The following is a 12,429-nucleotide window of genomic DNA, read 5'->3' as shown; positions in this document are numbered from 1 at the left end:
CCAGGCGTTGGCCAGGCCTACCAGGCGGCGGCCAGCCGGCCGCGGTTGAAGATGCCCGCAGGATCGAAGGCCTGCTTGAGCCGCGCATGCAGCGCAGCCGTGGCATCGGCCGCCTGGGCGTCGAAATCGGGCTCGGCGCCGGGCTGGTCTGCGGCCTCGGAGCGGAACAAGGTGGCCGATCCGCCCGCTGCTTTTGCCAGCGCGCGCAGCGCATGGCCCAGCGCGCGCGGCGCCTGTACCCAGCGCAGTGCGCCGTGCCATTCGATCAGCGGCCCCGTGCAGCCGTCCGGCAGCGCCAGGGCTGGAGCCGTCTGCGGCACGGACAGGCGCCACAGCGCATGGCCCGGCGCGCGTGCGGTGAACCAGGGCAGCTGCTGCTCGCGGCAGGCCTGCCAGTCGGCAGCGGCATGCGCAGGGTCCATGCGCTGCACACGCTCGCCACCCAGGCGCTCGCAGGCCGCCTGCACGGCGGCACGTGCGCCGCGCAGGCGCAGGTACAGCACGCCCTGGGCTGCGCCGTCTTCCTGCAGCCAGCAACTGGCATTGAGCGGCAGCGGCTGCCCGCCCCAGGCATTGAGCCAGTCCAGCGCCTGCTGCTGAGTGCATTCGAAGCGCAGCGTGGCCTCGGCCGGCGCCACGGGCAGCACCTTGAGGCTGACCTCGGTGATCAGGCCCAGCGCGCCCCAGGAGCCCGCCATCAGCCGCGAGACGTCGTAGCCCGCCACGTTCTTCATGACCTGCCCGCCGTAGCGCAGCAGCTCGCCCTGGCCGTTGATCATCTCCAGCCCCAGCACGAAGTCGCGCACGGCGCCCACGCTGGCGCGCGCCGGCCCGGACAGGCCGCTGGCCACCATGCCGCCCACGGTGGCGTTGCGGCTGTCTCCATCGAAATGCGGAGGCTCGAAGGCCAGGCACTGGCCCTGGGCGGCCAGCAGGGCCTCGACCTCGGCCAGAGGCGTGCCGGCACGCACGGTCACGACGAGTTCGCTGGGCTCATAGCTGACCACGCCGGCCAGCGCCCGCGTGTCCAGCAGCTCGCCCTGCAGGGCCAGGCCGTGAAAATCCTTGGTGCCGCCGCCGCGTATGCGCAGCGGCGTGGCGTCGGCCGCAGCAGCGCGCACGCGCTGGGCGATCTGGAGGAGGTGGCTTTGGGCTGAATCCATGGCCTGCATCGTAGCGGCTGGGCCCTTTTGCGCCTCGGTGCGGACCCGTGAATTTTTTGAACGGCGCGCTTGAAGTTCTGCGGGCGGCGCAAAACAGCCGGGACGAAAAGGCAAAGACGCCATCTCTGCAGCGGCTCCAAAGCAAAAAAGGCCCCGGTGCAAGCACCGAGGCCAATCCGCAATGAAATCCCTGGAAACCGATCAGCGGTAGTACGCCACCTCGCCGTGCGTGGTGATGTCCAGGCCCTGGCGCTCGGACTCTTCGCTGACGCGCAGGCCGACGACCAGGTCGCAGATCTTGTAGGAGATGCCAGCCACCACGCCGGACCAGACGATGGTCAGCAGCACGCTCTTGACCTGCACCCACACTTGATGGCCCATGTTGAAGTCTGCGGGCTCGATGCCGCCCAGGCTGGAGGCGCAGAACACGCCGGTCAGGATGGCACCCAGGATGCCGCCCACACCGTGCACGCCGAACACGTCGCAGACATCATCGACCTTGAGCAGCTTCTTGAGGCCCGACACACCCCACAGGCAGACAGGACCGGCGATCAGGCCCATGACGATGGCACCCATGGGGCCCACGAGGCCGGCCGCCGGGGTGATGACCACCAGGCCGCCCACGGCGCCCGAGGCGGCGCCCAGCATCGAGGCCTTGCCCTTGTGCAGGGCTTCGGCAGCCAGCCAGGAGATGGTGGCGGCGCCCGTGGCGACGATGGTGTTGATGAAGGCCAGGCCGGCAATGCCGTTGGCAGCACCTGCCGAGCCGGCGTTGAAGCCGAACCAGCCCACCCACAGCAGCGAGGCACCGACCATGGTCAGCGTCAGGCTGTGCGGAGGCAGTGCCTCGCGGCCGAAGCCGATGCGCTTGCCCAGCATGTAGGAGCCCACCAGACCGGCGATACCGGCGTTGATGTGCACCACGGTGCCGCCGGCGAAGTCCAGCGCGCCGTCCTTGCCCAGCAGGCCGCCACCCCAGACCATGTGGGCCATGGGAATGTAGCTGAAGGTGAACCACAGCACCGAGAACAGGATCACGGCCGAGAACTTGATGCGCTCGGCGAAGGCGCCGACGATCAGGGCCACGGTGATGGCGGCGAACGTGGACTGGAAGGCCACGAACACGTACTCGGGAATGGTAGGCAGCGCGCCGGACAGCGTGTCGGGCGCGATGCCCTTGAGGAAGATCTTGCCGAAGCCGCCGAAGAAGTTGCCTTCGCCCGCAAAGGCCAGCGAGTAGCCGTACACGGCCCACAGCAGCGTGATCAGCGAGAAGATCACGAAGACCTGGCAGAGCACGGACAGCATGTTCTTCGTGCGCACCAGGCCGCCGTAGAACAGTGCCAGGCCCGGGATCACCATCAGGATCACCAGCATGGTCGAGGTCAGCATCCAGGCCGTGTCACCGGCGCTGAGTGCGGGGGCCGGCGCCTCGGCTGCGGCCGCGGCGGCGGGGGCTGCTGCAGCGGCCGCATCGGCAACGGCTGCAGCGGCGGCGGGCTCCTGTGCCAGGGCAGCGGCGCCTGCGGCCAGCAGGCCCAGCCCCAGGCCCATGGAAAGAAGTCGTTTGGTCATGGCAGTCTTTCGGGAAACGAGGGGTTGAAACTCACAGTGCGCTGTCGCCGGTCTCGCCGGTGCGGATGCGGACGGCCTGCTCGATGGGCAGCACGAAGATCTTGCCGTCACCGATCTTGCCGGTGCGCGCAGCGGCCTCGATGGCATCGATCACCTGATCCACCAGCGCGTCGGGCACGGCGGCCTCCAGGCGCAGCTTGGGCAGGAAATCGACCACGTATTCCGCGCCGCGATACAGCTCGGTATGGCCCTTTTGGCGGCCGAAGCCCTTGACTTCGGTCACGGTGATGCCCTGCACGCCGATGTCGGAGAGCGCCTCGCGCACCTCGTCGAGCTTGAAGGGCTTGATGATGGCGGTCACCAGTTTCATGATGCTTTGCTCCTCAGGTCCGGTTACAGGGTCTTGGTCAGCGTCACGATCAGGCGCGCCTTGTTGACGTCACCGAAGTACGACTTCTTGTTCGCACCCGTCACGGCCGCGCCCAGCGACACGCCGTCGCCGAAATCGTAGGCACCGCCCACGCTGTAGTCCATATAGTTGGGCACGCCCAGGCCCTTGATGTCGCTGGCAAAGCGGGTGAAGCCCAGCGATGCCTTGACCGTCACCTTGGGCATCACTTCCTGGGTGAAGCCCAGCCACAGGTAGCCGGTGTTGCGGCCCGACAGTCCCGAGCCGGCCTTCTCGCCAGCCCAGTTGAAATAGTCCTTGGAGACGGTGTGCGAGTACTTGGCCGTGAACGGTCCATAGGTGGCCGCACCGTACAGCTCCGTCGTGTTGCCGGCGGAGTTGCCCGAGTACAGGTACTGCAGCGCGCCGAAGTCCAGGTCCACCTCGCCGGCCTTGAACTTGTAGCCGCCGTAGAAATCGGTTTCCAGCGAATTGCGGGGGAGCCAGTCCACGCTGGAGTTCCAGTTGCCGATGTACCAGCCGCTGTCACCGAAGGTGTAGTCGAAACCGCCCTGCAGGGCCGGCTTGACGGCCTTGTTGCGTCCCGAGTCCTGGTCCTGGCCACGGAACTTGTAGTTCGTGGTCAGCGACACATTGGCCGTGAGCTGGGCATGGGCCCAGAGCGGAGCGATGGCGACACAGGCGATGGCGAGCGACTTGAGGCTGGCACGGGACATGGGATCCTCCGGTTTGAAAAATTTCGTGACAACCGGGTTAAGCACGGACCGTGCCAGTCTTTTGATGCCGGGGCATGCGCCTTTCTGGCTCCCCAATGCGGCACTGCACCACACAGCGATGCACCGGCTTTGTGCAAAAAATGTGCACCGATGCGGCGATAGCGGGCACTCACATGGCGCATCATCAAAAATGCACCAAGATAGTGCATATCACACTGCAATCCTGCTTGCACTGCCATGAGAGGCCCGGCATTGCTAGAACGCACTGTTAGCAGGGACTCTCAAAACGCCTGTATTGGGGTATTCCGATATCGATGATTTCCCAAATAAACACCACCTTGCATCCCAGATAAGGCAATTGCTTACATATCCAGGATATTTCCGACCCATCATTTGATTGCCCTATGGCCATCGGCTTGTCTATGATCCCCGCTCATCAAGAGCAGGGAGGCCGCCCCCAGGGCGGCGCGCACTATGACACGCAGAGTCACCATACACACGCCATTGGGCGAGCAGCTGCATTTCCGTGAATTGCGCGGCCAGGAAAACATCAGCCAACTCTTCAGCCTCGATGTGGAAATGCTCAGCGAAAGCGAAAGCATCGATCCCAAGGCCCTATTGGGTAAAAACGCCACCATAGAAATAGAAACCCAGGGCGGCGGCAGGCGCTTCATCGACGGCATCGTCACCCGCTTCGGCATGCAGGGCCAGGACCACCGCCACTACGCCTACAAGGCCCGCCTGAGCCCCTGGCTGTGGCTGGCCACGCGCAAGAGCGACTTTCGCATCTTCCAGAACCAGACCGTGCCCGACATCATCGAGCAGGTATTGGGCGTCTATGGCCATCCATTGCAAAGGAAACTCACGCGCGCCTATCGCAGTTGGGATTACTGCGTGCAATACAACGAAAGCGATTGCGACTTTGTCTCGCGATTGATGGAGCACGAAGGCATCTACTACCACTTCGCGCATGCCATGGGAGAACACACCCTGGTGCTGTGCGACGACATCATTGCCTCGCACAGCGTATTGCCCGGGGGCGCCTCCATTCCCTTTTATCCCCCGGAAAAAGCCGCCGCAGGCGATCAGGAAAACATCCACGCCTGGCAGCTGGAGCAGGAAATCAAATCGGGCCGCCATTACAGCGACGACTACGACTTCAAGAAACCCCGGGCCGACCTCACCCACCTGCGGCGCGACCCGCCGGGCCACGCCCATGACGGCCACGAAATCTACGAATGGCCGGGCGGCTACACCCAGCTGAGCGACGGCGAGGACTACATCCGCGTGCGCCTGAAGGAAAGCCTCACGGGCCAAAGCCGGGTGCGGGGCCAGTCCTGCCACCGGGCGCTGGCCACGGGCTACACCTTCAGCCTCTACAACTATCCGCGCGGCGACCAGAACCAGCAGTACCTGATCACGGGCCTGAGCTACCACTTGAAGGAGAATCCCCGCGTCAGTGCCGTGGCCCCGGGCGCCAAGGGCAGCGCCGCGGAAGACGGCTCCTTCCAGCGCTACGAGTTGCAGGCCCAGCCCACGAGTCTTGCCTACACCCCTGCGCGCACCACGCCCAAGCCGCGTACCACCGGCCCGCAGACCGCCGTCGTCGTGGGCCCGGCCGGAGAAGAAATCTGGACCGACGAATACGGCCGCATCAAGGTGCAATTCCACTGGGACCGCCTGGGCGCCATGAACGAGAACTCCAGCTGCTGGATCCGCGTGGCCACGAACTGGGCAGGCCCGGGGTTCGGGGCCATCTCCATTCCCCGCATAGGGCATGAAGTCGTCGTCGACTTCCTCAATGGCGACCCGGACTACCCGCTGGTCACGGGCTGTGTCTACAACGCGGCCAACATGCCGCCCTGGGCGCTGCCGGCCAACGCCACGCAATCGGGCATCAAGACCAGATCGAGCAAGGGCGGCGCACCGGGCGCCGGCATGAAGAACGGCCAGGGCGACGCCAACGCTATCCGCTTCGAGGACAAGGCGGGCGCAGAGCAGCTGTGGCTGCATGCCCAGAAGGACCAGCTCACCGAGGTCGAGAACGACGAGGACAAATGGGTGGGCAACGACAGGCGCAAGACCATCGACCGGGACGAGACCAGCGTCATCCACCGGGACCGCACGGAGACGGTGGACCGCAACGAGACCATCACCGTGCACAACAACCGCACGGAGCGCGTGGACCACGACGAGAAGATCAGCATCGGCGACAACCGCAACGAAGACGTTGGCATCGACGAGAACATCTCCATCGGCAAGAACCGCAGCAAGACCATCGGCAAGACCGAGACCGACAAGATAGGCCAGAACTGGCACGTCACGGTGGGCCTGCTCAAGACCCAGACCATAGGCATGGCCTACATGCAGAACGTGGGTGTGATGAAGATGATGAACATCGGCGTCAACTACATGGAAAACATCGGCGTGGCCATGCAGACCACGGTCGGCATGAGCCAGAACCTCACCGTGGGGCAGGAGCGCCAGGTCAAGGTCGGCAGCAAGCAAAGCACGGAAGTGGGCTCGCAGTACTCGCTGACCGTGGGCGGTGGTGGTGGCGCGGGAGGCGGAGGCGGAGCCGGTGGCGGCATGGCCATGAACATCACGTCGCCCGGTGGCGGTGGCGGTGGCGGTGGCGGTGGTGGTGGTGGTGGTGGCGGCGGCAGCGGTGGGGGCGGTGGAGGCGGAGGTGGCAAGGCCTCCCAGCTCACCATGGATGGGCAAAGCATTGAGCTCAACGCCGCCAAGATCCGGCTCGAAGCCCAGCAGGAAATCCTGCTGACCTGCGGCGAAAGCACCATCCGCATCACGCCCGGCGACATCCAGATTCTCTCGCCCACGGACCGGCTCAACTGCTGAGGCCCGCATGTCCTGCAGCCCCTGCATTCCCCGCATCCGCCGTCCCGTTCTCTCTCACCTCTCCAGGAGCAGCCTCGCATGAGTGGCAAACCCGCAGCCCGCATCACCGACAGCGTCGTCAAGGGCAAGATCGTCACCGGCTCGCGCACCGTGCTCATCGGCAGCCAGGGGGGCCTGGCCTGCTCCGTCTGCCCAGGTGGCATCACCGTCGGCTCCCCCGTCAACCCCCAGCTGGGCGCCAAGGTCCTGCTGGGCGCACAAGACCTGGACTTTGCCCTGCCGTCGGCCGCGCTGCCTGTGGCATGGCAGCGCCAGTACAGCAGCTACGTCAACCCCGAGCACGGCGCTGCCTGCGGCCTGCTGGGCCATGGCTGGCACCTGCTGCAGGAGCTCAGCATCCGCCTGCAGGAAGAGGCCACCTTGCTGCTGGATGCCAGCGGCCGCGTCATCACCTTCGACCAGCCTCTGGTGCCGGGCGGCCAGCTGCACAGTGCCAGCGAAGACCTCTGGCTGCTGCGCGGCGGCAGCATGGAGCCGGACGGCGGCACAGCGCCCTGGGCCGCCAATCCTCGGTGGTCGCATGTGGAACAGGCACTGGTGCGCAACCCGCAAGCCATCCTCGCGGTCAGCGGCGATGGCGACACCCTCTGGGGCTTTGGTCCTGCGCCCGGTGAACCTGTCGACGGTCCCTGGCGGCTCATGGCCCAGATCGACCGCTTCGGGCGCCGCCAGCTCTACCACTACAGCGACGGCACCACGCCAGAGGCCGGCCACAGTGCCGGCAAAGAGGCTGTGCCCGCAGGCCGCCTGGTCTCGCTGAGCGACGGCACAGGCCGGCGCTACCGGCTGCTGCACCAGCGCATCCATGGTGGCAAGGACGCGCAGGGACTGAACGGACTGTGGGGCGCCGACGACGGCTGGCGAGTCACAGGCGTGGACCTCACACAGGACCCGTTGCACCCCCTGTCCACCCCCATTGCCCTCGTGCGCTACGGCTACAGCAGCGCAGGCGACCTCATCACCGTCCACGACCGCGCAGGCCAGCTCGTGCGCGAATTCGAATGGGACCACCACCGCATCAGCGCCCACCGCCATGCCAGCGGACCCTGGCACCGCTACCGCTACGAGAGCGCCCAGCCCGGCGCCCGCGTCATCGAGCACAGCAACCAGGAAGGGCTCAGCTACCGCTTCGACTACCTGGCCCAGCCCCCGGGCCCGGACGGCCAGCCACGCGCCGCCACCCGCGTCAGCGACAGCCTGGATCGCATCGAGACCTACTACTTCGAAGGCGCAGCGGGCCTGTCGCGCCTCATCGCCCACCACAAGGCCGATGGCAGCCGCTGGCTGCAGGCCTTCGACAGCTTCGGCCGGCTGGCCTCGCGCACCGACCCGCTGGGACGCAGCGTGCACCTCAGGCGTGATGGCCAGGGCCGACTCATCGGCGTGCAACTGCCCGACGGGCGCAGCACCCAGCAGGAACACGATGAAGCCACGGGCCGCCTGCTGCAAAGCACTGACACCGCAGGGGCCACCACCGGCTACGAATACGACAGCTGGGGCCGCCTCACCCAGATCACCCAGGCCGACGGCAGCACCGAGCGCTACCACTACCCCGATCCCAAAGAAGCGCCGCTCACCTGCGACAGCCCCCGGCGCATCGAAGACGCCCAGGGCGGCAGCAAACAGCTGGCCTGGAGCGACGCGGGCCAACTGCTCAGCTACACCGACTGCTCGGGCCACAGCACGCACTACCACTACGACCGCTGGGGAGCGCTCATCGAAGTGGACAACGCCCTGGGCCAGCGCCAACGCCACCAGCGCGACGGCCAGGGGCGCATCGTGGCCAGCGAACTGCCCAACGGCCAGATCGAGCGCTACCACTACGACAGCGCAGGCCACCTCACGCGCATCGAGCCAGCCCAGCCTGCGGGCACCTCCAGCGAAACCCAGACCGCAGACCCCAGCATCCACCTGCGCTACGACCTCTGGGGCAGGCTGGTCCAGCGAACACATGGCGGCCTCACCCTGGCCTTCGAATACGACAGCGCAGGCCGCCTCCTGCGCCTCGTCAACGAGAACGGGTCGCAAAGCCGCTTTGCCTGGGACGCGCTGGACCGGCTCGTGCAGGAAGAAGGGTTTGACCAACGGCTGCAGCGCTACCGCTGGGACGCGGCAGGCCAGCTCCTCGAAGCCACGGACGGCAACGCCGCACAGCAAAGCAGCAGCCACTACCGCTGGGACGAAGGCGGGCGATTGGCCGAACGCCAGCTGCCCGCCACGCCCCATGCGCCCGCACAAACCCACCGCTACGAATGGGATGCGGCCGGGCGCCTCACGGCGGCCAGCGTCTGGCAACACACCGGCGAGAACACCGCAGAGAACACCATCCAACTGCAAAGCCGCATAGCACTGGAGCGAGACGCCCTTGGCCGCATCACCGCAGAAGTGCAACAGCTGTACCGGCCTGGCAAGGACGGGGGCGGCAACGGGGGCACAGAGCAGATCGAATACGAACACCGCATCGCCCACACCCTGGACGCGCTGGGCGCACGCCAGCACAGCCAGCTGCAAGGCCTGGGGGATATCGCCTGGCTCACCTACGGCTCAGGCCATGTACACGGACTGCAGCTCAACGGAGCCAGCCTCATCGACTTCGAGCGCGACAACCTGCACCGCGAAGTCCGCCGCAGCCTGCACCCACCCACCCCTGCAGCAGACGCACACCACCCCCTGCAGGTGCAACGCCAATGGGACAGCCTGGGCCGCCTCACGGCCCTGGGCACCACGGGCCTGCAAGCGCTGCAGCCCACCGACGCCCAGGCCCACGCCCTCATAGGCCAGATCCTCGGCCGCCGCTACCACTACGACAGCCTGGGCCAGCTCGTTGCCATCGAACAGGCCGGCGCCCCGGGCCAGGCCGCACAACTGCTGCGCTACGGTTACGACGGCGCCGGGCGCCTCAGAGCGGCCACCGACAGCCAGGACCCCCAGACCACCACCCGCTGGCAGATCGACCCCGCTGGCAACCGCCTGCCAGCACCCGGTGCACCCGGCGCATCGGGCCAGACGAACACCCAAGACAACTGGGCCGCTCAGGTCCACGCCCACTGGCGGCACACCGACTTCAACCTCATGGGCCTGGGCCACCTTGCAGGCCAGCGGCAAGGCCCCGTGCAGCGCTGGGAAGACAACCGCATCGGCTTCACCGAAGACCGCGTCTGGCGCTACGACCCCTGCGGCAACCGCATCGCGCAAATGCAGGCAGACCACAGCCAGCAGCAACTGCACTACGACGGAGCCCACCAGCTCATAGCGGTGCGCAGCAGCCAGATCCAGGGCAACGCCGAGCAGTTGCGCCACCACAGCCGCTACACCTACGACGCCCTGGGCAGGCGCCTGAAGCAGCAAGTGGAAAGCGCGGACTCCACAGAATCCACCCGCACCCACTACTACGGCTGGGACGGCGACCGCCTCATCCACACCGAACGCCTGCAGGGCGGCGACGACACCCGCCACATAGAACACACCATCTACGAACCCGGCAGCTTCACGCCCCTGGTGCGCCTGAGCACTACGGCCAGCGGCGACCCCCAAAACGAGCCCCACCTGCTGGTGCAGGCCATCGCCGCAGGCCTGCCCGACCAGGACGACCCCAATCACACGCCGGCCCTGGCCATGATGCAAACCATGCTCAGCGCCATGCCGCGCGACATGCAGCAAGACGCCGCCCGCCATCTGCGCCACACCCTGGACCACGGCCTGCCGCCCAGCGCCCAAGCCATGCTGGGTGAACAGGCAGACAGCACTACACGCCTGCTCAACGGCATGCAGGCCCAACTGCAGAAACAGGAAAAAGAACAGCACGCCCGCATCGCCATCCACCACTACCACTGCGACCACCTGGGGGCACCCATGGCCCTGACGGACCAGACCGGCCAGGTGGCCTGGGCCGCAAAGCTGGACCCCTGGGGCAATGTGCTGCAGGAGTACAACCCGCAGGGCATCCACCAGGCGATCCGGCTGCCAGGGCAGCACCATGACAGGGAGACGGGGCTGTATTACAACCGGCATCGGTATTACGATCCGGTGGTGGGGAGTTATATCAATCAGGATCCGATTGGTTTGATGGGAGGCAATAATCACTATATCTACCCTGTAAATCCCACGGGGTGGATAGATTCGTTAGGCTTACAGCAAGCCTGCGTTGTTAATTTTCCAGATTATCCGGTTGAGTACGCCGAAGGTAAAACAAGCACATGGCTTGGTGGGCATAGTGGTGTGTTGACATATGATACTTCAGGGAAAACACAATACTTCGAATACGGTAGATACAACCCAAATGCAAAAGGAATTATGGGCTCTAAACTACCCCAAGACGACGGAAACGTTCGGCAAACTCCAATGCCTAATCTAAAAATAGGCAAAGATGGTGTTCCAACAGATGACTCCATGAGAAATCTGGAGGAGCAGCTTTCAAAGAGATCAGGCAAAGGGACACCGGCAAAGTTAACCTGTAGTTCTGCCGACCCTAAAAAAGTTGCTGACTACGCAAAAGAAATTTCAGAAAATAAAGATAGAGAAAAATATAATTGGAATCCATTCAATTCCAATCACTGCCGCACTTTTGCAAGAGATGCCGCCAAAGCAGGGCAATAATTTCATGAAAATAAACAAATCATTTATCTTAATAATTGCTCTAATCTTGGTGATTATTTACTTATCATACTCGGTTGTAGATAAATCAATAACATTATCTTACTCAAATCAAGGTTGCGAATCAGCTCGTGCAGATATTGATAATGTCATTTCGCTCATCGAGCGTGAATGGAGAGGACTGGATATGGAGCAGATTAAATATAAGATAAAAACCGCATCAATAAATAAAAAAGAAATTGATTCTCAAATAAAAATGGAAAATGATTTGATATGGTATGGTGATGTTAGATTTATTTTCTCTTCGGGCCGATTGGTAAAAGTTGAATATTAAAAATAATATGGAATTCCCTGGGATCGACTTCTGATGCAGCAGCATTAGTAAGAGCGACATATGAGGCCCTTTTGGGCAACGACAGCGTTATTACAGGGTCTGCCTGGTGATGAAAGGGCAGATGAAAGCATTACTCAACGGTAAAGGCACAGACGATGTTGACGGGGGAACATCCATCGGATATCAAACATGCACATATTCAACTACATGCACGAAAAATCAATTGTGATGAAAATATACAAAAATGAATATGGAATGTTAGTTATGATAATAGGTGTTTTAACGGCTGTCGTCGGTGGTATTCTGGCTTTTTTATGGGTACCGCGAGGCGGTGCCGTTGTTGGTCTGATTGGAGCTGTTCTTGGAATTTTTGGGTTGATTATTCATTCTTCAACAAACGCCAAAAGCATATTTGGCGGCGATTAATTGAACCCATGGGATTTAATTAATATTGCAAATAGTTCTTGAGCCCTTCATTTCTTCAGCGATTGCTTTCCGATTATCTATTCATGAATCAATCTAATTCCATCACTGGGTTTACGGAATAATGACTAGGGTATTTGCAATATTATTTTACATCACGCTATTTATTCTTATATCTTCTAACTTATACAATTCCAAGTTCAGTCTTATTGGGAATTTATTTCAGACTGCAGTTTTCTTCGCATTCTTGTACGAGCATGGCTACAAGCTCTTCTGGAAGAATGGCGATGCAATAAT

9 protein-coding genes are annotated in these 12,429 nt (G+C 62.9%); 5 read left to right on the top strand and 4 right to left on the bottom strand.

Going from position 1 to position 12,429, the window contains the following annotated elements; all coding sequences use genetic code 11:
- Positions 1-17: 17 nt before the first annotated feature.
- The gene (gene glcE, locus DACI_RS01520; RefSeq protein ID WP_043780318.1) at positions 18-1,172 is read right to left on the bottom strand and encodes a glycolate oxidase subunit GlcE; all 1,155 of its coding nucleotides are present in this window, start codon (positions 1,170-1,172) and stop codon (positions 18-20) included.
- A gap of 38 nt (positions 1,173-1,210) precedes the next feature.
- Between glcE and DACI_RS31795 the strand changes: the two genes are divergently transcribed.
- The gene (locus tag DACI_RS31795; RefSeq protein ID WP_156179898.1) at positions 1,211-1,348 is read left to right on the top strand and encodes a hypothetical protein; all 138 of its coding nucleotides are present in this window, start codon (positions 1,211-1,213) and stop codon (positions 1,346-1,348) included.
- Between the two features lie 16 nt (positions 1,349-1,364).
- Here DACI_RS31795 and amt read toward each other — a convergent pair whose 3' ends face one another.
- Genes amt through DACI_RS01505 form a run of 3 tightly spaced genes read right to left on the bottom strand, consistent with a single transcriptional unit; the run spans position 1,365 to position 3,863 of the window.
- Complete coding sequence (gene amt, locus DACI_RS01515; protein WP_012202242.1) at positions 1,365-2,738, bottom strand: ammonium transporter; 1,374 nt, start codon at positions 2,736-2,738, stop codon at positions 1,365-1,367.
- Positions 2,739-2,769: 31 nt separating this feature from the next.
- Positions 2,770-3,108 (bottom strand): P-II family nitrogen regulator, encoded by a 339-nt coding sequence (locus DACI_RS01510; RefSeq protein WP_012202241.1) that lies wholly within the window; start codon positions 3,106-3,108, stop codon positions 2,770-2,772.
- A gap of 23 nt (positions 3,109-3,131) precedes the next feature.
- Positions 3,132-3,863 carry a TorF family putative porin gene (locus DACI_RS01505; RefSeq protein WP_012202240.1) on the bottom strand — a complete coding sequence of 244 codons (732 nt, stop codon included), beginning with the start codon at positions 3,861-3,863 and terminating at the stop codon, positions 3,132-3,134.
- Between the two features lie 474 nt (positions 3,864-4,337).
- On the opposite strand from DACI_RS01505, the gene tssI reads away from it, so the two are divergent.
- The 4 genes from tssI (at position 4,338) to DACI_RS31785 (ending at position 12,135) form a co-directional block, all read left to right on the top strand.
- On the top strand, positions 4,338-6,722 hold the full coding sequence (gene tssI, locus DACI_RS01500) for a type VI secretion system Vgr family protein (RefSeq protein ID WP_012202239.1): 2,385 nt from the start codon (positions 4,338-4,340) through the stop codon (positions 6,720-6,722).
- A 78-nt stretch (positions 6,723-6,800) separates the two neighbouring features.
- Entirely contained in the window at positions 6,801-11,378 is a 4,578-nt protein-coding gene (locus tag DACI_RS01495) for an RHS repeat-associated core domain-containing protein (RefSeq protein WP_012202238.1), read from the top strand.
- 4 nt (positions 11,379-11,382) lie between these two features.
- Entirely contained in the window at positions 11,383-11,709 is a 327-nt protein-coding gene (locus tag DACI_RS31790; protein ID WP_192812303.1) for an Imm58 family immunity protein, read from the top strand.
- 189 nt (positions 11,710-11,898) lie between these two features.
- Positions 11,899-12,135, top strand: coding sequence for a hypothetical protein (locus DACI_RS31785; RefSeq protein ID WP_157059618.1), 237 nt, complete (start codon positions 11,899-11,901; stop codon positions 12,133-12,135).
- The last annotated feature ends 294 nt before the right edge of the window (positions 12,136-12,429 follow it).

The sequence above is a fragment of the Delftia acidovorans SPH-1 genome (genome assembly GCF_000018665.1).
Classification (GTDB): Bacteria; Pseudomonadota; Gammaproteobacteria; order Burkholderiales; family Burkholderiaceae_C; genus Comamonas; species Comamonas acidovorans.
This window is presented reverse-complemented; position numbering and strand designations above follow the sequence as displayed.